Origin of the sequence: Actinomadura sp. 3N508 (assembly GCF_044326375.1) — a bacterium.
In the GTDB taxonomy this organism is placed as follows: domain Bacteria; phylum Actinomycetota; class Actinomycetes; order Streptosporangiales; family Streptosporangiaceae; genus Spirillospora.
The window spans coordinates 678,679-699,300 of record NZ_JBIRAX010000001.1 but is presented as its reverse complement, the minus strand read 5'-3'; the positions used below and the strand labels follow the sequence as shown (position 1 = coordinate 699,300).

18 protein-coding genes are annotated in these 20,622 nt (G+C 72.5%); 16 read left to right on the top strand and 2 right to left on the bottom strand.

The window, feature by feature from the left end; all coding sequences use genetic code 11:
• Positions 1–24 precede the first annotated feature (24 nt).
• Positions 25–1,617 (top strand): MFS transporter, encoded by a 1,593-nt coding sequence (locus ACH34S_RS03245; protein ID WP_395950850.1) that lies wholly within the window; start codon positions 25–27, stop codon positions 1,615–1,617.
• On the opposite strand, the gene ACH34S_RS03240 is transcribed toward ACH34S_RS03245, so the two are convergent.
• Positions 1,580–2,392, bottom strand: coding sequence for a crotonase/enoyl-CoA hydratase family protein (locus ACH34S_RS03240; protein WP_395950849.1), 813 nt, complete (start codon positions 2,390–2,392; stop codon positions 1,580–1,582). The genes ACH34S_RS03245 and ACH34S_RS03240 overlap by 38 nt on opposite strands.
• Positions 2,393–2,515: 123 nt before the next feature.
• Here ACH34S_RS03240 and ACH34S_RS03235 point away from each other — a divergent pair, with 123 nt between their 5' ends.
• From ACH34S_RS03235 to ACH34S_RS03190, 10 genes are all read left to right on the top strand, one after another.
• A complete protein-coding gene (locus tag ACH34S_RS03235) occupies positions 2,516–4,075 on the top strand; it encodes an acyl-CoA synthetase (protein WP_395950848.1) in 1,560 nt (519 codons plus the stop codon).
• Positions 4,065–5,009: a Zn-ribbon domain-containing OB-fold protein gene (locus tag ACH34S_RS03230; RefSeq protein ID WP_395950847.1), complete on the top strand. Its 945-nt coding sequence runs from the start codon at positions 4,065–4,067 to the stop codon at positions 5,007–5,009. Before ACH34S_RS03235 ends, ACH34S_RS03230 begins: the two co-directional genes overlap by 11 nt.
• A complete protein-coding gene (locus tag ACH34S_RS03225) occupies positions 5,009–6,049 on the top strand; it encodes a thiolase domain-containing protein (protein WP_395950846.1) in 1,041 nt (346 codons plus the stop codon). The genes ACH34S_RS03230 and ACH34S_RS03225 overlap by 1 nt, the downstream gene beginning before the upstream one ends.
• Entirely contained in the window at positions 6,042–7,199 is a 1,158-nt protein-coding gene (locus ACH34S_RS03220; protein ID WP_395950845.1) for a thiolase domain-containing protein, read from the top strand. Before ACH34S_RS03225 ends, ACH34S_RS03220 begins: the two co-directional genes overlap by 8 nt.
• Positions 7,200–7,273: 74 nt before the next feature.
• Positions 7,274–8,866 (top strand): acyl-CoA synthetase, encoded by a 1,593-nt coding sequence (locus ACH34S_RS03215; protein WP_395950844.1) that lies wholly within the window; start codon positions 7,274–7,276, stop codon positions 8,864–8,866.
• 128 nt (positions 8,867–8,994) lie between these two features.
• Entirely contained in the window at positions 8,995–9,465 is a 471-nt protein-coding gene (locus tag ACH34S_RS03210) for a MarR family winged helix-turn-helix transcriptional regulator (RefSeq protein ID WP_395950843.1), read from the top strand.
• 240 nt (positions 9,466–9,705) lie between these two features.
• Complete coding sequence (locus ACH34S_RS03205; protein ID WP_395950842.1) at positions 9,706–11,337, top strand: serine/threonine-protein kinase; 1,632 nt, start codon at positions 9,706–9,708, stop codon at positions 11,335–11,337.
• A 92-nt stretch (positions 11,338–11,429) separates the two neighbouring features.
• Positions 11,430–12,197, top strand: a complete 768-nt coding sequence (locus tag ACH34S_RS03200; RefSeq protein ID WP_395950841.1) for an SDR family oxidoreductase — start codon at positions 11,430–11,432, stop codon at positions 12,195–12,197.
• A 13-nt stretch (positions 12,198–12,210) separates the two neighbouring features.
• Positions 12,211–13,170, top strand: coding sequence for an LLM class F420-dependent oxidoreductase (locus ACH34S_RS03195; RefSeq protein WP_395950840.1), 960 nt, complete (start codon positions 12,211–12,213; stop codon positions 13,168–13,170).
• Between the two features lie 100 nt (positions 13,171–13,270).
• Positions 13,271–13,570, top strand: coding sequence for a Fe-S cluster assembly protein HesB (locus tag ACH34S_RS03190; protein WP_395950839.1), 300 nt, complete (start codon positions 13,271–13,273; stop codon positions 13,568–13,570).
• Positions 13,571–13,626: 56 nt separating this feature from the next.
• On the opposite strand, the gene ACH34S_RS03185 is transcribed toward ACH34S_RS03190, so the two are convergent.
• Positions 13,627–13,758, bottom strand: a complete 132-nt coding sequence (locus tag ACH34S_RS03185; protein ID WP_395950838.1) for a hypothetical protein — start codon at positions 13,756–13,758, stop codon at positions 13,627–13,629.
• 102 nt (positions 13,759–13,860) lie between these two features.
• Here ACH34S_RS03185 and ACH34S_RS03180 point away from each other — a divergent pair, with 102 nt between their 5' ends.
• The 5 genes from ACH34S_RS03180 to ACH34S_RS03160 all read left to right on the top strand — a co-directional run bounded on the left by ACH34S_RS03180 (position 13,861) and on the right by ACH34S_RS03160 (position 20,381).
• On the top strand, positions 13,861–14,511 hold the full coding sequence (locus ACH34S_RS03180; protein ID WP_395950837.1) for an MBL fold metallo-hydrolase: 651 nt from the start codon (positions 13,861–13,863) through the stop codon (positions 14,509–14,511).
• The gene (locus ACH34S_RS03175) at positions 14,508–15,191 is read left to right on the top strand and encodes an HAD family hydrolase (RefSeq protein ID WP_395950836.1); all 684 of its coding nucleotides are present in this window, start codon (positions 14,508–14,510) and stop codon (positions 15,189–15,191) included. Before ACH34S_RS03180 ends, ACH34S_RS03175 begins: the two co-directional genes overlap by 4 nt.
• A gap of 158 nt (positions 15,192–15,349) precedes the next feature.
• The gene (locus ACH34S_RS03170; protein WP_395950835.1) at positions 15,350–15,553 is read left to right on the top strand and encodes a PspC domain-containing protein; all 204 of its coding nucleotides are present in this window, start codon (positions 15,350–15,352) and stop codon (positions 15,551–15,553) included.
• A gap of 94 nt (positions 15,554–15,647) precedes the next feature.
• Positions 15,648–19,208 (top strand): hypothetical protein, encoded by a 3,561-nt coding sequence (locus tag ACH34S_RS03165; RefSeq protein WP_395950834.1) that lies wholly within the window; start codon positions 15,648–15,650, stop codon positions 19,206–19,208.
• A 78-nt stretch (positions 19,209–19,286) separates the two neighbouring features.
• A complete protein-coding gene (locus ACH34S_RS03160; protein WP_395950833.1) occupies positions 19,287–20,381 on the top strand; it encodes a winged helix DNA-binding domain-containing protein in 1,095 nt (364 codons plus the stop codon).
• Positions 20,382–20,622 lie beyond the last annotated feature (241 nt).

Below are 20,622 nucleotides of genomic sequence, written 5' to 3'. Positions count from 1 at the left end.
ATCAGCGAAAGAGGCGACCGAACCATGTCGACCATCGAGTCCGCCGCCGTCGCGGCACGGGCCGGGACGCGGGAATGGGCAGGGCTGGCCGTGCTCGCCCTGGCCACCCTGCTGCTCGCCCTGGACAACACCGTCCTGTTCCTCGCCCTCCCGCACCTCGGCGAGGACCTGCGCCCCGGTCCCACCGAACTGCTCTGGATCATGGACGTCTACGGCTTCATGATCGCGGGCTTCCTCGTCACGATGGGCGCGCTCGGCGACCGGATCGGACGCCGCAGGCTGCTGATCTACGGAGCGGCGGCGTTCGGCGCGGCCTCCGTGCTCGCCGCCTACGCCAACGGCCCCGTCATGCTGATCGTCGCGCGGGCGCTGCTGGGCGTCACCGGCGCGGCCCTCATGCCGTCCGCGCTGGCCCTGATCACCACGATGTTCCAGGACGCCCGGCAGCGCGCCGCGGCCATCGGCGTGTTCACCGCCTGCTTCATGGGCGGCGGCGCGCTCGGGCCGGTCATCGGGGGCGCGCTGCTCGAACGCTACTGGTGGGGTTCAGTCTTCCTTCTCAGCGTCCCCGTCATGATCGTGCTGCTGATCACCGCGCCGCTGCTGCTCCCCGAGACCCGCGCCGCCGGCGCGGGACGTCTCGACCTCCCCAGCGTGCCGCTGTTCCTGGCCGCCGCCCTGCCCGCCGTCTACGCCCTCAAGGAACTCGCGAAGGACCCCGCGCGCCCGTGGGCGTACGGCGCGGCGGCGGTCGCGGTCGTGTTCGGGATCCTGTTCGTGCGACGCCAGCGCGCCCTGGCCGATCCGCTCCTGGACCTGCGCCTGCTGCGCAGCCGGACGTTCAGCGCCGCCCTGGGGATCCTGCTGGCGGGAATGATCATCCAGGGCGGGCTCTACCTGTTCATCAGCCAGTACCTGCAGATGATCGAGGGGCTGTCGCCGCTGCGCGCGGGGCTGTGGCTCGCCGTTCCCGCGCTGGCGCTGGTCGCGGGCTCGCTCCTGTCCCCGATCATCGCGCGCCGGCTGCGGCCCGGCACGGTGATCGCGGCCGGGCTGGTCCCGGCGGCGGCCGGCTTCCTGACGGCGACGTGGGCGGGGGACACCGTCGTCCTGATGATCGGTGTCACGGTGGGCTTCCTCGGGATGGCCCCCATCGGCGCCCTCGGCATCTCCCTCATCGCCGGGTCGGCCCCGCCGGAGCGCGCCGGGGCCGCGTCCGCGATGGCCGAGACGTCCGGCGAGTTCGGCATCGCCTTCGGGGTGGCCGCGATGGGCAGCCTCGGCACCGCGGTGTTCAGCGCCGTGATCTCGGCACCGGCGGACGCCCCGCCGTCCGCGCGGGAGTCGATCGGCGAGGCCGCCACCGCGGCCGAGCAGCTCCCGCCCGCCTCCGCCGCCGCCCTCCTGGACAGCGCCCGGGACGCGTTCCTCGCCGGGCTCGGTGTCGTGGGAACGGTCAGCGCGGTCCTGCTGGTCGGGCTCGCCGTGCTGTCCGCGTGGCTGCTGCGCGGGCTGCCGCCCATCGGCGCCGAAGCCGGGTCTCCGGCGGAGGCCGAGGTCACCCGCCCCGATGAAGAGGTCACGCGCCCCGGTAAAGAGGCGCCCGCTTCTCCTTGAAGGCGCGGGAGCCCTCCTTGGCGTCCTCCGACCCGATGACGGGCCAGCCGATCTCGTCGGAGATCTTGAGGGCCTCCTCCTCGGAGAGGTGCTCGGTCTCGCGGTAGGTGCGGAGGATGCCCTGGACGGCGAGCGGCCCGCAGGCGGCGATCTGGCCGGCGAGCTCGCGGGCGGCGGCCAGCGCCGTCCCGGTCGGGACGATCTTGTTGATGAGCCCCATGGCCAGGGCTTCGGCGGGGGTGACCGCGCGGGCGGTGAGGAGGATGTCCATCGCGTTGGCGTAGCCGATCTGGCGGGGGAGGCGGATGGCGGAGCCGCCCATGGGGAACAGCCCGCGCTTCGCCTCGTACAGCCCGAGGGTCGCGTCCTCGGCGACGACCCGCAGGTCGGTGCCGACGAGGAGTTCCGTGCCGCCCGCGACGGCATAGCCCTCGATCGCGCAGATCAGGGGCTTGGTCGGCCGGCCCTCGCGCAGCAGCCCCTTCCAGTGGAAGTTGGGGATCCGTGCCATCCGCTCCTGGACGCGAGGGTCGGACGGCTGCGTCCCCATGGCCTTCAGATCGGCTCCGGCGCAGAACGTCCCTTCGGCTCCGGTGAGGATGCCGACGCGGACCTCCGGGGTCTCGGACATGTACGCCCACGCCTCGGCGAGGCCCACCAGCATGGCGGAGCTGAGCGCGTTGCGCGCCTCCGGGCGGTTCATCGTGACGGTGACGACATGGCCGTCGCGCTCGATGGTGCAGTGCTCGGTGCTGATCGGCAGCCGTTCCGTCATGGGTCCTCCAGCGTCCAGGAAATGAGAACAGATTCTAGTTAAGCTCGCGCCTTGCTGGTAGGGCTTGATATGGAAAACGAGAACGTGATCTACTTTGGGCTCCGGACGGTGGAGGGAGAGCCGATGGGGTCGTTGGGGTTCTGGCGGCTGGCGCAGGCCGATCCCGGGTGGATCGCGTCCGTCGATCCGGACGGGACGGAGCACACCGCGAGCGATCTGCTCGCCCGCGCGAACCGGCTCGTCCACGGGCTTCGCGCGCTCGGGCTGGAGAAGGGCGACGGGATCTGCGGGCTCGTCCCGAACGGTTCCGAGGGGCTCGTGCTGTATCTGGCGGCGCTGCAGGCCGGGTGGTACTACACGCCGATCAACTGGCATCTGACCGGGCCGGAGATCGGCTACATCGTCGCCGACAGCGAGGCCAAGGCGTTCTTCGTCCACGAGCGGTACGCGGCCGAGGGCGCGCGGGCCGGTGAGGCGATCGAGGCGCGGCGGCGGTTCGCGTTCGGGAGCGTTTACGGGTTCCGTGCATACGAGGAGCTCGTCGAAGGTCAGCCCGACACGCTGCCGGATGACCGGAGCAACGGCGCGACGATGCACTACACGTCCGGGACGACCGGGCGGCCGAAGGGCGTCAAGCGGGCGCTGATGGGCATCGATCCCGACGACAGCGCCGAGCTGCTGGCGTTCCTGCTCGGCATGTTCGGCATCGAGCCGGGACGTCCGGCGGGCGGCGCGCAGCAGGCGCATCTGATCACCTCGCCGAACTACCACACGGCCGTCACCCAGTTCGGCGGCACCGCCCTGCACATGGGGCACACGCTCGTCTACATGGACAGGTGGGACGCCGAAGACACCCTGAGGATGATCCAGGAGCATCGCGTCAGCAACACCCACATGGTGCCGACGCACTTCAAGCGGCTGCTGGCCCTGCCCCAGGACGTCCGGGAACGCTACGACGTGTCCAGCATGAAGCACGCGATCCACGCGGCGGCGCCGTGCCCGGTGCCCATCAAGCAGCAGATGCTCGACTGGTGGGGCGACTGCATCTGGGAGTACTACGCGGCGACCGAGGGCGGCGGGACGATCGCCAGCCCCGCCGACTGGCGCGCCCACCCCGGGACGGTCGGCAACGCGTGGCCGATCAGCGAGCTGCTCATCGTGGACGACGACGGCGAGCCCGTCCCCGCCGGGACGCACGGCACGATCTACATGAAGATGATGGGCCTGGAGTTCGAGTACAAGGGCGACAGGGAGAAGACGCAGAAGAACCGTCTGGACGACTTCTTCACCGTCGGTGACATCGGCTACCTGACCGAGGACGGGTTCCTGTTCCTGTCCGACCGCAAGTCCGACATGATCATCTCGGGCGGGGCGAACATCTATCCGGCCGAGATCGAGAACGAGATCATCCTGCATCCGAAGGTCGCGGACGTGGCCGTGTTCGGCATCCCGGACGAGGAGTGGGGCGAGCAGATCAAGGCCGTCGTCGAGCCCGCCGAGGGCGTCGAGCCCGGGGACGCGCTCGCCGGCGAGATCCTCGCGTCGCTGGAGGGCCGGCTCGCGAAGATGAAGTGGCCGAAGACCATCGACTTCATCGAGACGATGCCGCGCGAGCCCAACGGCAAACTCCTCAAGCGCAAGCTCAGAGACCCGTACTGGAAGGACCACGCCCGTGTCATCTGAGGCGCGGCCATCTGAGCCCAATCACGTCCTGGAGTTCCCGGGCGGCTACACGCGCTCGGTCGGGCCGGTCATCGGGCGGTTCCTCAGCGAGCTGCGCGACGGGCGGCTGGTCGGCGTCCGCACGGCGGACGGGCGGGTGCTCGTCCCGCCGTCCGAGCACGACCCCGGCACGGGCGAGGACATGACGGGCGAGTTCGTCGGCGTCGGCCCGGCCGGGACGGTCACGACCTGGTCATGGGTGCCGCGCCCGGCGAAGGAGCACCCGCTCGACCGCCCGTTCGCATGGGCGCTGATCCGCCCGGACGGCGCCGACACGGCCCTGCTGCACGCGCTCGACCTGGGCGTCTTCGAGGAGGGCGCGCAGCCGCCGCGATTCCTCAAGACCGGGATGCGGGTAAGGCCCCGCTGGCGGGCGGAGCGCACCGGCGGGATCGGCGACATCGAGTGCTTCCAGCCCGAGGTCACCCTGATCGGCGCGCCGACGCGGCTGGAGTACGAGCTGCGCGGCGGCAAGGCGCTGCGGCGCTTCCTCGAAGGCATCGCGGAGGGCCGCATCCTCGGGCACCGGTGCCCGGTGTGCGAGCAGGTCATCGTGCCGATGAAGGGCCTGTGCCCGCGCGACGGCGTCCCGACGACGCAGGAGGTGGAGCTGCCCGACAGCGGCACCGTCACCACGTTCGCCGTCAACAACATCCCCGACCCGCGCGCCCCCGAGGTGCCGTTCGTGTCCGCGTACGTGCTGCTGGACGGCGCCGGGCTCACGATGCTCACACTCGTCGCGGGCGTCCCGGCGGACCAGGTCCGGATGGGCATGCGCGTCAAGGCGGCCTGGCGCCCCCGCGAGGAATGGGAGCGGAGCATGAACAACATCAAGTGGTTCGAGCCGCTCGACGAGCCCGACGTCCCCTTCGACGAGATCAAGGACTTCCTGTGATGCGCCGGGAGATCGCCGTGGTCGCGTTCGCGCAGACCCGGCACAGCGGCGAGGACGAGGGGCTCGCGGAGATCGAGATGCTCGCCCCCGTCATCACCGAGATCAAGGAGAAGACGGGCCTGGCGCAGTTCGGTTTCACCTGCTCCGGGTCATGCGACTACCTGGCGGGCGCGCCGTTCTCGTTCGTGTCGGCGCTGGACGCGATCGGCGCATGGCCGCCGATCTCCGAAAGCCACGTCGAGATGGACGCCGCCTGGGCCCTGTACGAGGCGTGGGTGAAACTGCTGCACGGCGACATCGACACCGCGCTCGTGTACGGGTTCGGGAAGTCGTCCCAGGGGAACCTGCGCTCGATCCTCACCCAGCAGCTCGACCCGTACCATCTGGCGCCGCTCGGCATCGACTCGGTGTCGCTGGCCGCGCTTCAGGCCCGCGCCTACATGGAACGCTCGGGCGCGAAGGAGGACGACCTGCGCGCCGTCGCGGCCCGGTCCCGCGCGTCCGGACGCGACAACCCGTACGCGCTCCACCTGGCGGAACCCGGCGAAGAGGAGTACGACGTCGCGCCGCTGCGCCCGTACGACGTCGCGCCCATCACCGACGGTGCGGCCGCGATCGTCCTGGCCGCCGGGGACAAGGCGCGGGAGCTGTGCGAACGTCCCGCGTGGATCACGGGCATCGACCATCGCAGCGAGCCGCACTCGCCCGGCGTCCGCGACCTGACCCGCTCGGAGGCGACGCGCGTCGCCGGTGAGAAGGCGGGCGCGGCGGGCGTCGAGGTCGCCGAGCTGCATGCCCAGTTCAGCCACGAGGAGCTGATCCTGCGCGAGGCGCTCGGCCTGGGCGACGACGTGACGGTCAACCCGTCCGGCGGCGCGCTGTCGGCCAATCCCATGATGGCGGCCGGGCTGATCCGGATCGGTGAGGCCGCGGCGCGCATCCACGACGGGACGGCGTCCCGGACGCTGGCGCACGCGTCGTCCGGCCCCTGCCTCCAGCAGAACCTGGTGTGCGTCCTCTCGGGAGAGAACGATGGCTAACCGCTGCGCGATCATCGGCGTCGGGCAGACCGCGTACAAGACCAAGCGGCTGGACGTCTCGATGCCCGGCCTGCTGCGCGAGGCGGCCCGCCGGGCGCTCGACGACGCCGGGCTGACCTGGAAGGACATCGACGCCGTCGTCGTCGGCAAGGCCCCCGACCTGTTCGAGGGCGTGATGATGCCGGAGACGTTCCTCGCGGACGCGCTCGGCGCCGCCGGGAAGCCGCTCATGCGGGTGCACACCGCCGGGTCGGTCGGCGGGTCGACGGCGATCGTCGCGGCGGGGCTGATCCAGGGCGGCGTGCACGAGCGCGTCCTCACGGTGGCGTGGGAGAAGCAGTCGGAGTCGAACGCGACGTGGGCGCTGACGGTGAACTCCCCGTTCACGACGTCGCTGGTCGTGGGCGCGGGCGGCTACTTCGCCCCGCACATCCGCGCCTACATGCGCCGTGCGGGCGCCCCCGACCACATCGGCACGCTCGTCGCCGTCAAGGACCGGCAGAACGCGCTGCGGAACGAGTACGCGCACCTGAAGATCCCCGGCATCTCCCGCGAGATGGTCGAGTCGACGCCGATGCTGTGGGAGCCGATCCGCTACCTGGAGACCTGCCCGTCGTCGGACGGCGCCTGCGCGATGGTGCTGTCCTCGGAGGACGCGGCAAGGAAAGCCCCAGGAAAACCGGCCTGGGTGCACGGCACCTCGATGCGCTCCGAGCCGATGATGTTCGCCGGGCGCGACAGCGTCAGCCCGCAGGGCGGCAAGGACGCGGCGGCGGACGTGTACCGCCAGGCCGGGATCACCGACCCGCGCAGCGAGCTCGACTGCGCCGAGGTGTACGTCCCGTTCTCCTGGTACGAGCCGATGTGGCTGGAGAACCTCGGGTTCTGCGGTGAGAACGAGGGCTGGAAGCTCACCGAGGCGGGCGCTACGGCGATGGACGGCGACATCCCCTGGAACCCGTCCGGCGGGGTGCTGTCGTCCAACCCGATCGGCGCGTCCGGGATGATCCGGTTCGCGGAGGCGGCGCTCCAGGTGCGCGGGCAGGCCGGCGACCACCAGGTGGACGGGGCGCGCCGCGCGCTCGGTCACGCCTACGGCGGCGGCGCCCAGTTCTTCGCGATGTGGGTCGTCGGCAGCGACAAACCCTGATTCCCTTTCAAGAGGCGCGATGACCCTCGTTTCCCCCTGGGGGGCGACCCCCAGACCCCCGAAAGGGCCGTCCGATGGAGTACAACCACGCTGACCTGTTCGAGGGAGTCGCGGACGCGGTCGGTGAGCGCGTCGCCCTGATCTGCGGCGACCGGCGGCTCACCTACGCGGAGCTGGACGAGCACGCGAACCGTCTCGCGCACCACCTCATGGACGCGGGCGTGAGCCCCGGGCAGCATGTCGCCGTCCAGCTCTACAACGGGATCGAGTACGCGGCGGCGCTGCTGGCGACGCTGAAGATCCGGGCCGTGCCGATCAACGTCAACTACCGCTACGTGGAAAGCGAGCTGCTCTACCTGTACCGCGACTCCGACAGCGTCGCGCTGCTGTACGACGTCGAGTTCGAGGACCGCGTCGCCGCCACCGCCCCGGAAGCGCCGAAGCTGAAACACCTCATCGCGGTCGGCGGCACCACCCCCTCCATCCCCGGTGCGGTCGCCTACGACGAGGCGCTCGCGACCGCCGACGGAACCCGCACCGGCTTCCCCGCCCGCTCCGCCGACGACCTCTACATCATCTACACCGGCGGGACGACCGGGATGCCGAAAGGCGTCCTGTGGACAACCGAGAACCTGCTGTTCGCGTTCTGGAACCCGACGCTCCCGCGCCCCGCGAAGCCCGAGGACGTCGTCGAGCTGGCGCGCAGCGGCGGCCCGCTGCTGATGATGCCGGTCGCGCCGCTCATGCACGGTGCCGCGCAGGTCGCCTCGTTCATCTGCTGGTTCATGGGCGCCACGCTCGTCTACACGCGCCGGTTCGACGCCGCCGACGTGTGGCGGACGATCGAGCGCGAGAAGGTCAACTCGCTGACGATCACCGGTGACGCGATGGCGGTCCCGATGGCGGACGAGCTGGCCCGCGGCGGCTACGACACCTCGTCGCTGCTGGCGTTCGTCTCGACCGGCGCGATCTTCACCGGGACCGTCCGCGACCGCGTCCAGGCCCTCCTCCCGAACACGATCATCATGGACCGGTTCGGCTCGACGGAGTCGGGTTCCACGGCCGAGGCGGTCGCGGGCTCGACCCCCGAGAAGGGCCTGCGGTTCGCGCCCGATGTGACGGACGTGACCGTCCTCGACGACGCGCTCAGACCCGTCCAGCCGGGGTCGGGCGTCATCGGGCAGGTCGCCCGCACCGGCCACATCGCGCTCGGCTACTACAACGACCCCGACAAGACCGCACGGACGTTCCCCCAGGTCGGCGGGCGGCGCTGGCTGCTCACCGGCGACATCGCGACCGTGGCGGAGGACGGGTCGATCGCCGTCTACGGGCGCGGCTCGCAGGCCATCAACACCGGCGGCGAGAAGGTGTTCCCGGAGGAGGTCGAGGCCGTCCTCAAGGGGCATCCGGCCGTGTACGACGCGGTCGTCACCGGCATCCCGGACGAGCGCTGGGGGAACCGCGTCGCGGCGGTGATCCAGCCGTCCGGCGGGGGAGCGGAGCCGCCGTCGCCCGACGACCTGGACGCGCACTGCCGCAGAGAGCTGTCGGGATACAAGGTGCCGCGCGTCTACGCCTTCGTGGACGAGATGAAGCGCTCCCCGGCGGGTAAGGCCGACTACCGCTGGGCGAAACAGGTGGCGGCGGAGGCCGGCGACGCTCGGTAGGGCGGTTCGCCGCGCGCGGGGCGCGGCGCCCGCTGGTCCCGTCCGGATCCGGCCACTAGACTCTCCCGTGGAGAGTCGCTCTTGAAATGAGCCTCTCTATATGTGAGCAATTAGGGGAGGGTGGGGCCGTGTCGACCCCCGAGCGCGAACGGATGGCGGGCGAGCTGCAGATGGCGATGCAGCGCAGCACGATGTTCACGGTGCTGCTGCACCACGCCACCGCCAGCAAGGCGGGCATGAACGTGACCGACGCGCAGTGCGTGAACGCGCTCTCGCTGGACGGCCCGCAGACGCCGGGCCAGCTCGCGCAGCTCATGGGCATCACGACCGGCGGCGCCATCACGGCCGTGATCGACCGGCTGGAGAAGGCGGGCTACGTCCGGCGCACCCGCGACCCCGACGACCGCCGCCGCGTGATCGTCGAGCTGGTCGAGGAGAACGTCGCCCGGTTCGGCCGCTACTTCGAGCCGATCGGCCGCGTCTTCCGCGAGCGCCTCGACACCTACACCGACGAGCAGATCGCCTTCCTGCTCGACTGGATCCGCCACAACAACGCGACGATGCCCCGCGTGATCGAGGAGATCAGGAAACTCCCCTAGGACGCCCGGGGGGAGTTGGTCCGGGAACAGCCGCGGCGGTCCCCCCGGCCGCGGGCGGCCGTTCCCGGAACTCGTGCCGCCGCAAGGGCGACATCTGTCACCTGACCGCTACGCGGCAGGTCACACGGGACTCGGAGGGTGACTTCGGTCACATCGCCACATTTCGGACAACGGGCCCGCCCGGCTCGCCCCGGTTCGCCGCGTCGCCACCCGAAGTGAGAGCATGCGCGCGTCGCGCGCATGAAAGGACGACCCCCGATCGTGGAACCGCTGCGTCCCGAAGATCCTCCCGAGATCGGCGGGTACCCGCTGATCGCCCGCATCGGCGCCGGCGGCATGGGCCAGGTCTATCTGGGACTCACCGGCGCCGGGCGGCACATCGCCCTCAAGGTGATCCGCGAGGACTTCGAAGGCCCGCAGGCGCTCGCCCGGTTCCGCCGCGAGGTCGCGACCGTCGAGCGGGTGCGCAGCCGGTTCGCCGCCGCGATGGTCGGCGCCGGGCTGGACGCCCCGCCCTACTGGCTCGCGACCGAGTACGTCCCGGGCCCGACGCTCCGGCAGGCCGTCGCCGTGCACGGCCCGCTGCCGCCCGACACCTGCCTGCGCCTCCTCGCCGCGCTCGCCCAGGGCCTGCTGGAGATCCACCGGCACGGCGTCCAGCACCGCGACCTCAAGCCCGGCAACGTCATCCTCGCCCCGGACGGGCCGCGCCTCATCGACTTCGGCATCGCGCGCGGCGAGGACCAGACGCAGATCACCCAGACCGGCGCGTGGAACGGCACCCCCGGTTACGTGGCGCCCGAGGTCGTCCGCGAGCAGGAGCCCGTGCCCGCGTCCGACGTGTTCTCGCTCGCCGGGACCATCGCCTACGCCGCGACGGGACGCCCGCCGTTCGGCGGCGGCCGGATCGAGGCGATCATCCACCGCACCCTCAGCGGCGACATCGACCTCGACGGCGCCGACCCGCGCGTCGCCGAGCTCGTCCGGCCGTGCGCGGAGAAGGAGCCCGGCTCGCGGATCTCGCTGGAGCGGCTCCTGGAGATCGCCGGATCCACCGCCGCGCTCGCCGACGACCCCGTCTACCGGCGGATCGTGGGCGTCCCGCAGCAGGCGCCCGCCAGCGTCGCGGACGCCGCCGCGTTCGGCCTCGTCCCGCCGAACCGCACCCGGACGACCGTCACGGGCGGCGGCGGCACGCCCCTCCGCTCGCGCGCCGCCGTCATCGCCGCCGGTGCCGGGGTCGTCGCGGTCGTCCTGGGCGGCGCGTTCGTCGCGCGGACCGTCCTGAACGGCGACGACGGTGGGAAGGGGGCGAACCAGGCGCAGGGCGGTCAGAGCCCGGGCCCCGGCGGTCCCGCCACGACGCCCGGCGGCACGCCCGCCGGGCAGGCCCCGGGCCCCAACGGCCCCCCGCCGGACGAGGTCCAGGTGCGGCTCCCCACCAAGGAGTTCCAGACCGTGGAGTACTCCCCGCGGGACGGCGTCTGCCTGCCGCTGCCCACGGCGGAGGACCGGAACCTCTCCGGCCAGCTGCAGGTCTCGGCGCCGCGCACCCCCGTCATCGGCGCGACCACGAAGTTCGGCATGCGCTTCAAGTACGAGTGGCCGGAGAACTACTACGTGACCGCGCAGGTCCGCCCGCCCGGTCCGCACGGCAGCGCCGGACCGGGCTGGGTGTACAGCAAACCGCGCCTCCTCCCGAGCGACGGCACCTGGCTCGACCTCAACTTCCCGGCCGACTTCCGCTGGGACGGCTCGGGCGCCGGGGCGGACACGCGGCTGCGGCCCGGCACGTGGACGGTCGTCTGGATGCACGTCCACTCCAGCGGCGCCGCCTACTACATCGGCTGCGACGGCTTCACCGCCCAGTGACCGCGGATAGCTGACTGACGCGTCAGTAACGTGTCGGTACAGTGAACCGAGCCGGATTCTGCCCGGCGTGCCCAGAGGTAGGGAGAGTGCGGATGCGGACTGGACTTCAGGGGAAGACGGCCCTGGTCACCGGGGCCTCCCGGGGGATCGGCAAGGCGATCGCCACCGCGCTCGCCGCCGAGGGCGCCAACGTCGTCCTCTCCTCGCGCAGGCAGGAGGGGCTGGACGCGGCCGCCAAGGAGATCTCCGCCGCGCATCCGGGTACGGGCGTCCTGGCGAAGGCCGCGCACGTGGGCGACGCCGACGCGGCCGCCGCCTGCGTGGACGCCGCCGTCGCCGAGTTCGGCGGAATCGACGTCCTGGTCAACAACGCCGGGACGAACCCCTACTTCGGCCCGATGGCCGACATCGAGCCGTCCGCCGCCGCGAAGACCGTCGAGGTCAACCAGTTCGCCGTCGTCCAGTGGACGGGGCTCGCCCTGCGCGCGTCGATGGCGGAGCGCGGCGGCTCCATCATCAACATCGCGTCCGTCGGCGGGCTGGTCACCGAGATCGGGATCGGCTACTACAACGTCACCAAGGCCGCCGTCATCCACCTCAGCCGCCAGTTCGCGATGGAGCTGGCGCCGAAGGTCCGAGTCAACTGCATCGCGCCCGGGCTGGTCAAGACGCATCTCGCCCGCGCGCTGTGGGAGAACAACGAGGAAGAGATCGCCGGGCATACCCCGCTCGGCCGCATCGGCGAGCCCGAGGACATCGCCGACGCCGCCGTCTTCCTCGCGGGCGACGCCTCGTCCTGGATGACCGGGCAGACGCTCGTCGTCGACGGCGGCGTCACCATCCGATCCTCGATCGCCTGAGACAGGGGGACGCATGTCACGCTGGGGACTGACCTTTCCGCTCCACGGGCTCCCGCTTTCCGAGCACCGCGAGATCGTCGCCGAGCTGCCGTCGCTCGGCTACACCGACGCCTGGACGGCGGAGGTGAGCGGCGCAGACGCGTTCACCCCGCTCGCGCTCGCCTCGCAGTGGGCCCCCGCCCTACGGCTCGGCCCCGCGATCGTGCCCGTCTACACCCGCGGCCCGGCCCTGCTGGCGCAGCACGCCGCGACGCTCGCCGACCTCGCGCCCGGACGGTTCGTGCTCGGCATCGGCACCTCGTCCGACACGATCGTGGAGCGCTGGAACGGCATCCCGCTCGAGGAGCCGTACAAGCGCGCCCGCGACATGCTGCGCTTCCTCCGCAAGGCCCTCGCGGGGGAGAAGGTGAAGGAGGAGTACGAGACCTTCACGGTCAAGGGCTTCAAGCTGGAGACGCCCCCTGCCGAGCCGCCGCCGATCGTCCTGGCGGCGCTGCGCCCCGGCATGCTGCGGCTCGCCGCCCGCGAGGCGGACGGCGCGATCAGCAACTGGCTGGCCCCGAAGGACGTCCGGACGGTCCGCGGCGTCCTCGGCGACGAGCCCGAGCTGCTGGCGCGGCTGTTCGTCTGCCCGACCGGCGACGCGGCGGAGGCCCGCGCGATCGGCCGCTGGATGATCGCCGCGTACATGACGGTCCCCGTCTACCGCGCCTACCACGAGTGGCTCGGACGCGGCGAGGCGCTGCGCCCGATGAACGAGGCGTGGGCGGCCGGCGACCGCCAGAAGGCCCTGGAGGTCATCCCGGACGAGGTCGTCGACGACCTGATCGTCCACGGCACCCCGGCCGAGTGCCGGGCCCGCATCCGCGAGTACGTCGACAACGGGCTCACCACGCCCGTCCTGGCGGTCCTGCCCGGCGGCGGCCTGTCCCCGGCCGAGGCCGTCCGCGCCCTCGCGCCGTCCGCCGGTTGACTTTCACGCTCGAACGCCTGGTGCTTCCGATGTTTACGGACGTGAGGATCGGGGAGGGTGGGGCAGATCCGATCCAAGTAAGAGACGTGAGGAGCTGATCGTGCTCACGCTGACCAGCGGTGCCGTCCAGGTCATACGTACTGTGACCGCCAACCCGGAGCTTCCGCCGGAGACCGGCATCCGCATCGAGTCCGGGCTCGACGGCTCGGACGCCCTGCGGCTCTCGGTCGCGCCCGCCCCGGAGGCCGGCGACCAGGTCGTCGAGGAAGAGGGCGCCAAGGTGTACCTGGAGCCCAGCGTCGCCGAGATGCTGGACGACAAGACACTCGACGCGCAGGTCGACCCACAGGGCGACGTCGCGTTCACCATCGCGGAGGGGTCCGAAGGCACCCCGACCTGACCACGAGCTTCTGAAGCCGGGACGCCGAACCCATCGGCGCCCCGGCTTCAGCGCGTTCAGCGGGCGGCCGCGACGACGGCCACGACCGCGAGCACGAACGCCACCGTCGTGAGGACCAGGAAGGCGGCGACGACCGCGCAGCCCAGGCCGCGCGGCTGATCGCGCCAGGTGCCGTAGCGGTCGCGCACCTGCCGATCCAGCTCCTCCCGAGACGGCTCTTCCGCATCCGGGGGCTCAGGTGATGGCGGGGTCGTCACGCGGGCCAGTCTCCCAGATGAAAAACTCGTCTGATGCGTCTCACTAAACTCGGTCACGCCTGTGTCCAGCTCAGCAAGGACGAGCGGACGATCGTCATCGATCCCGGCTCGTTCAGCGACGCGGCCGGTGCGCTCGCCGCCGCCGACGCGGTCCTCATCACGCACGAGCACTTCGACCACTTCGACGCCGACGCGCTGCGCGCCGCGATGGCCGAGCGTCCCGGCCTGGAGGTCTGGACGTCCCGCACCGTCGCCGGGAACCTCGCCGACCTGGGCGGGCGCGTTCACCAGGTCGGGCACGGCGACGCGGTCACGGTCGCGGGCTTCGACGTCCACGTCTACGGCGAGGACCACGAGATCCTGCACCCGGACGTCCCGCCGATCCCGAACACCGGGTTCCTGATCGACGGGGAGGTCTTCCACCCGGGTGACGCGCTGACCGTCCCGTCCGAGCCGGTCCGGACGCTGTGCCTGCCCGGCAACGCGCCCTGGCTGAAGATCCCCGAGGTGTACGCGTACACGCGCGAGGTGGGGCCCGAGCGCGCATTCGTCATCCATGACGGGCTGCTGAACGACATCGGCCTCAAGGTGATGACGACCCACGTCACCAAGGCGGGCGAGGAGATCGGCAAGGAGTTCACGCGCCTCGCGCCCGGCACTTCGGTCGACCTGGCCGCCGCATGAGCCGACCTCCGCATCCCCCCGAACCCCGGCCCGTCCAGGCGGTCTTTCTCGACATCGGCGAGACGCTGATCAACGAGGGCGAGATCTACGGGCGCTGGGCCGACTGGCTGGGCGTGCCGCGGCACACGTTCCTCGCCAAGCTGGGCGCGCTGCTCGCGACGGGCGGCACCCACATGGACCTGTTCGAGTACTTCCGGCCCGGGTTCGACCTGGCCGAGGAGCAGCGCCGCCGCGCGGAGGCGGGCGTGCCCAACGGGTTCGGGCCCGACGACCTGTACCCGGACGCGCGGGCCTGCCTGTCCGGGCTTCGTGACCAGGGCCTCTATGTCGGGATCGCGGGCAACCAGCCGGTGGAGGCGGCGGCGCAGATCGCCGCGCTCGGGCTGGACGCCGACGTCGTCGGGATCTCCGACGTGTGGGGGATCCAGAAGCCGTCGCAGGAGTTCTTCGAGCGCTGCGCGCAGATCGCGGACGTGCTGCCCGACCGCGTCCTCTACGTCGGGGACCGCGCCGACAACGACGTCCGGCCCGCCATCGCCTACGGAATGCAGGCCGCCTTCCTGCGGCGCGGCCCCTGGGGCCACATCCAGCAGGACGACGAAGTGCTGCGCGATTGCCTGTTCGTCCTGGACGACCTCGCCGCCCTCCCCGAACTCGTCGCCGCCCACAACGCCGCCTGAGAGTGACCCCTAGGGGACGTCCCCTAATTCCGCAGTATGGGGGTGAACAGGACGAACGGGCGATGTGGTGTTGGCTGTCCGGTTCGTAGCGTGGAGAACGTGGCCGCGAAGACCGCGTTCACCGTTCACAACTCGACGAATCGGGGAGAGAGAAAACCATGAACGGCCTATATCGTCCAAGCCACGGCCGGCTCATCGCCGGCGTCTGCGCCGGGCTCGCGCGGCGGTTCGGGATGACGCCCACGACCGTCCGGGTGCTGTTCCTGCTGTCGTGCCTGCTGCCCGGCCCGCAGTTCGTCGTCTATCTCGTCCTCTGGGTGATGATGCCGACCGAGGACCGCTACCTCGCCCGCACCCACTGAGCCCGCGCTCACCGATCACCGATAGCGCTTGGCCGGGCCCGCCCGGAGGTGTTAGATCGTGGCACCACCATTCCCGTGGGAGGGAGGAGCCGCGGTGCCTGAGGCGGGAGAATCCGCGCGTGACGCCGAGCACGCGGCCCGCCTGCTGCGCTACCTCCGCGACCTCGCGCGGGCCAGGCGCCGCCCGGCGCGGGATGTGACGGGGCACGACCAGGTCCACTGGCTGTGCGAGCTGCCCGGCGACGTCTACGTGGAGACCGACGCGGGCCCCGGCGACGTGCTGTTCAGCGTGCCGGTCATCCCGCTGACGCCGCCGGTGGTGCTGGACGAGTTCGACGGCTGGCTAGCGCTCCGCAACTGGTACCGGGTCCTGCGGGAGCTGGCCGGGCGGGAGGCGGTGCTCGGCACGGGGCTGCTCACCTGGCGCCCGGCCGTCCACGACCATCTGCTGAACACGCCCGTCCGCATCGTCGTGGACGACCGCACGGAACGGATCGACGTCGTCCTCGCCGGGCACACGACGCTGCGCGACCGGGAGCTGCTGACCGGCCACCCCGGCTACCGGCCCGCCGACTGGGTGTCGGACGCCGTCCAGGCCGGGCAGGGCTTCGGGCTGACCGGCTCCGTCGGCGACGTCCTGCGCAAATGGTGCTCCGTCGCGCTGTCCGGCCGCGCCGAGTACCGCGAGGACTGGACGCCCGGCGCGGGTCCGGGCGCGGAGGCGGGCGCCGCGCCGGCGATCCCGCGGGTGCGGTTCGCTCCGGCGCTGGTCGTCCGGCCGCCGGGCCGCACCGCCGTCGCCGACTACCACTCCAGGCTGCTCGACCTGCTGCCCCGCGGCGTCCCGGACGGGCTCGCGCGGCTGGCGTCCCCGGCGAAGCGGCCGCACGTCATGCACGTGCCGGAACGCACGCCGGAGACCGTCCCCGACCTGCTCACCGGGCTGCTCGCCCGCGGCCACCGGGTCGTGGTCGCCACGTCCGGCGCCGCCGCGTCGGCCGCGCTGCGCGCCGCCCTCCCGCCCGGCCTCGCCGACCTCACCGTCGCCGACCCGACCACCGCCGGGGGCACCGCCGACGCGCTCCGCACCCGCCCCATCCCCGACCTCGACGCGCTCGCCGCCGAGGAGAAGGCCGCGTCCCGGCAGGTCGCCGGGCTCCGCGAACGGCTCCGCGACGGCGTCGCCGAAGATCCCGGCGCGGGCCGTCCCGACGAACGGCTCCGCGCCGAGGCGCCGGAGCTCGCCTGGATGCCGCTGCACCCGAACATGCCGTCCGGCCCGCCGATCTCCCGGTCCGAGGCCGCGGAGCTCGCCGTCCTGCTCGCGGAGGAGACCCCGGAGCGCAAGGCCCGCACCGCGCAGCGCGACGTCGACCCGGGTGCGCTGCCCAGCGCCGCCTATGTCCGGACGCTGATCGAGGCCGAGGCCGCCGCGGCCGAACGCGCAGAACGCTCCAAGACCGACCTGTCCCGGCGGCTGCGCGACACCGACGTCACCCTCCTCGCCCGCCTCGACGGCAACGCCTCCGTCGTCGGCGCCGCGCTCCGCGATCTCGGCCTGGACGGTCACCCCGGCGGCTGGAACCCCGCCGACCTGGCCGTCGGCGCGTTCGGCGACGCGCTCGCGGGCCGCCGCCCGCTCATCTGGTCCCGGGTCGCGGAGATGGCGGCCCGCGCCCAGTGGGCCGAGGACGCCCTGGGCGAGCTGTACGGGCACCGCATCGACCTGCCCCCGGACGCCGACCTGCGCGCCCTCGCCGCCGCCGCGCACGACCTGCGCGCCCACCTCGCCGCCGGCGGCGCCCTCAAGCGCGGGCCGCTCCGCTCCGCCGTGCAGCGCCAGGCCGAGCCGCTGCTCACCGCCGTGCGGGTGGACGGCGCCGTGCCCACCACGCCCGAGCTGCTCGACCTCGTCCGCACCGACCTGCTGGTCCGGATCACCTGCCGCGAGCTGCAGTACGTGTGGGAGGCCGCCGGGATCTCCTTCCCGGCCGACCTGCCGTCCGCCGAACGCATCACCCGCTTCGTCCGCGCCCACGCCCGCCTCGCCCGCATCCGGGACGCCATGTCCGCCGTGGACGAGACCAAGGCCCTCCTCGAACGCGCGGGCGTCACCGTCCCGCTGGCCCATCCCCTCCAGTGGCACGGCTACGTCGCCGCCCTCCGCAACGCGCTGGACGGCCTCGGCGTCAACCGCGCCGCCGCCGACCTCGACGCGCTGCGCGACTCGATCGGCCCCGTCGAGAAGGGCGACCCGCCCGAGCTCCGCGCCGCGCTGACCGCCGTCGGCGCCCGCGACGCCGCCGCCTACGGCCGCGCGCTCGGCGCCCTCGCCGAGGCCCGCCACGAGCGCGCCCGCCAGATCCGCTGCGAGGAGCTGCTCGCCCGCGTCCGGGCCGTCCATCCCGACCTCGCCAACCTCATGATCGCCACCGACGGCGACGAGGAGTGGCACGCCCGCACCCGCCGCTGGGACGAGGCATGGGCGTGGGCGCGCGGCGCCGCCCGCCGTCTCGCCGAGCAGACCGTCCCGGCCGAGGAGCTCCTCCGCGCGGAGCTGGCCGAGGCGGAGGAGCGGCTGAGCACCGTCCGTGCCGACCTCACCGCCGCCTACGCCTGGGCGGCCGTCCGCCGGAACCTGCCCTCGAACCCGGGCACGCCGTCCGAGGTCGTCCCGGCCTGGATCCTGCCGCTGTGGCGCATCCCGGAGGCGCTCCCGCCCGCGCCCACCTCGTTCGACGTCGCCATCGTGGACGGCGAGCACGAGGCCGGCGCCGAGGCCCTCTTCCTCCTCTGGCTGGCCCCCCGGATCATCCTCGTCGGCCCGCCCGGCCCGGAGCTCCCGCCCCTGGAGGGCCCGCCCCCGCCGACGCTCCTCCCGCAGCACCTCCAGGGCGCGATCACGCCCACGGCCGCCCTCTTCACCGCGCTGACCACCCAACCGCCCGAACCTCCCACGGCCCCCGAACCCCCCAAGGCCCCGGAACGCCGTCCTGTGGCCGCGCCTCCTGAGCAGAGCGAACCCTCACCGCCGCCCGCGAGTGTGCCGCCCCGCCGCCTCGACGCGGCTCCCCGGGCCTCGCAGACCCCGCGCCCGAGCCCCGCCCCGCCTGCTCCGGCCCCACCGGCCCCGACTCCGCCTGCCCCTGCCCCTGCCTCGCCTGCACCGACCCCTCCGGCTCCGGCTCCGCCTGCACCGGCGCCGCCGGTCCGGGCTCCGCAGCCACCGCCGCGCCGCCTGGACGCGCCGCGCGCCGTGCCACCGCCGGAGGTCGCGCCCGCGCCCCGCCCGGCCCCGCCGCCCCGGCGCCTGGACGCCCCGGCACGCCTGAGCAAGCCCACCGAACCCAGCGAGCGGCCCGCGCCCGAGCAATCGCCACCCGAGCGGCCTGCGCCCGAGCAACCGCCGCCCGCCGACTCGGCGCCGGCGCCCGTGCAGGTCAAGCGCGGACGGTCCATCGTCAGCTACAAGCGTCCCGAGCTGATCGAGATCGTCGGGCGCATCGCCGAACGGGAGCCTGACCTGTCCGACGACCAGCTCGTCGAGCTGGTCACCCGCCTGCTCGGCTGCCCGGAGGACGAGGCCCTCCTGGTGGGTGCCCGGCTCCGCTACGCGGTCGGCGCGTACCGGGAGCAGCAGACCGACCCGGGCTAGCGAGCGTATCGGAATAGACCATTCCGTTCTGATATAGTGGAGCGGAATGGTTCGTTCCTCTTGGAAGCGGGGTCGACGATGCGCGTACTGGACCGGCGGACGCTGAACCGGGCCGCCCTGGACCGGCAGCTCCTCCTGAAACGCTCGGACATGTCCGTCCGGGACGCGGTCGCGCTCCTCGTCGCGATCCAGGCGCAAGAGAACAACGTGCCGTACTACTGCCTGTGGACGAGGCTCAGCGCCTTCCAGCAGCAGGAACTCACCGACCTCATGAACGACCGCTCAGTCGTGCGCGGCTCGATCCTCCGGGGCACGCAGCACATGGCCCTCGCCGACGACTACCGGTGGCTGCGCCCGCTCGTCCAGGAATGCCTCACCCGCGGGCGGCAGGCCGCGTTCGGCCGCGTCTCCCAGGGCTGGGACCTGGACGAGCTCGCCATCGAAGCCCGCAAGCTGCTCCTGGACGGCCAGGTCCTCACCCGGCCCCAGCTCGCCCGCGCGCTCGCCGAACGATGGCCCGACCGGGACGTCCAGGCTCTCGGCTGGTCGGCCCAGGCGGTGCTGTCCGTCGTCCACCCGCCGCCCAGCGGGACCTGGAACGTCGGCGGCGCCACCCCGTTCGCCCTCGCGGAGGAATGGATCGGCGAACCGCTGTACGCGGACGTCCCCGCCCGCCTGATCCGCCGCTACCTGGCAGCGTTCGGGCCCGCGTCCGTCAAGGACTTCCAGATGTGGTCCGGCCTGCGCCGCATGGACGCCGCCTTCGAGGAACTCCGCCCCACCCTCCGCGTCTACAAGGACGAGAACGGCGTGGAACTGTTCGACCTGCCCGGCCTGCCGATCCCCGACGACGGGCCCGCGCCCGTCCGCTTCCTGCCCGGCTTCGACAACCTGGTCCTCGCCTACGCCGACCGCACCCGGCTGATGACCGACGAGCATCGCAAGATCGTCTGCGTGGGCGCGATCACCAGGCCCACACTCCTGGTGGACGGCCGCGTCCACGGCCTCTGGACCCTCAAGCACGACAGAAAAGCCGGCAGCGCCACCCTCACCATCGAGCGCTTCGCGCCCCTCCCGGACGAACCGGCCGTCGAAGAGGAAGCCGCCCGCCTCCTGGAGTTCACCGCCCCCGGCGCCGACCACGACGTCCGCATCACACCCTGGCCGGGCTGACTCGAAGCCGCGATTCCAAGAACGGCGGTGGGCCCCGGGGTGCTACCCAGCCCCGGGGCCCGGATGCCGCTGTATGCGCTCACCTGCGCTGATGAGGCGGCAGATCAGGCTTCTTGCCCGTGCTCTTCCGTTGAGCTACCGCGGCACGAGAGCCGCGGGGCAGATTCGAACTGCCACCTCGGGAAAGACCTGTCGCCTTCGCGGGCAAGTAAACGGCGAATACTGATTTTGGAGCGATAAT

Coding starts and splice junctions, on each gene's coding strand:
- ACH34S_RS03245 (WP_395950850.1), top strand. CDS start 25: ATGTCGACCATCGAGTCCGCCGCCGTCGCGGCACGGGCCGGGACGCGG.
- ACH34S_RS03240 (WP_395950849.1), bottom strand. CDS start 2,392: ATGACGGAACGGCTGCCGATCAGCACCGAGCACTGCACCATCGAGCGC.
- ACH34S_RS03235 (WP_395950848.1), top strand. CDS start 2,516: ATGGGGTCGTTGGGGTTCTGGCGGCTGGCGCAGGCCGATCCCGGGTGG.
- ACH34S_RS03225 (WP_395950846.1), top strand. CDS start 5,009: ATGCGCCGGGAGATCGCCGTGGTCGCGTTCGCGCAGACCCGGCACAGC.
- ACH34S_RS03220 (WP_395950845.1), top strand. CDS start 6,042: ATGGCTAACCGCTGCGCGATCATCGGCGTCGGGCAGACCGCGTACAAG.
- ACH34S_RS03215 (WP_395950844.1), top strand. CDS start 7,274: ATGGAGTACAACCACGCTGACCTGTTCGAGGGAGTCGCGGACGCGGTC.
- ACH34S_RS03205 (WP_395950842.1), top strand. CDS start 9,706: ATGAAAGGACGACCCCCGATCGTGGAACCGCTGCGTCCCGAAGATCCT.
- ACH34S_RS03200 (WP_395950841.1), top strand. CDS start 11,430: ATGCGGACTGGACTTCAGGGGAAGACGGCCCTGGTCACCGGGGCCTCC.
- ACH34S_RS03195 (WP_395950840.1), top strand. CDS start 12,211: ATGTCACGCTGGGGACTGACCTTTCCGCTCCACGGGCTCCCGCTTTCC.
- ACH34S_RS03180 (WP_395950837.1), top strand. CDS start 13,861: ATGCGTCTCACTAAACTCGGTCACGCCTGTGTCCAGCTCAGCAAGGAC.
- ACH34S_RS03175 (WP_395950836.1), top strand. CDS start 14,508: ATGAGCCGACCTCCGCATCCCCCCGAACCCCGGCCCGTCCAGGCGGTC.
- ACH34S_RS03170 (WP_395950835.1), top strand. CDS start 15,350: ATGAACGGCCTATATCGTCCAAGCCACGGCCGGCTCATCGCCGGCGTC.
- ACH34S_RS03160 (WP_395950833.1), top strand. CDS start 19,287: ATGCGCGTACTGGACCGGCGGACGCTGAACCGGGCCGCCCTGGACCGG.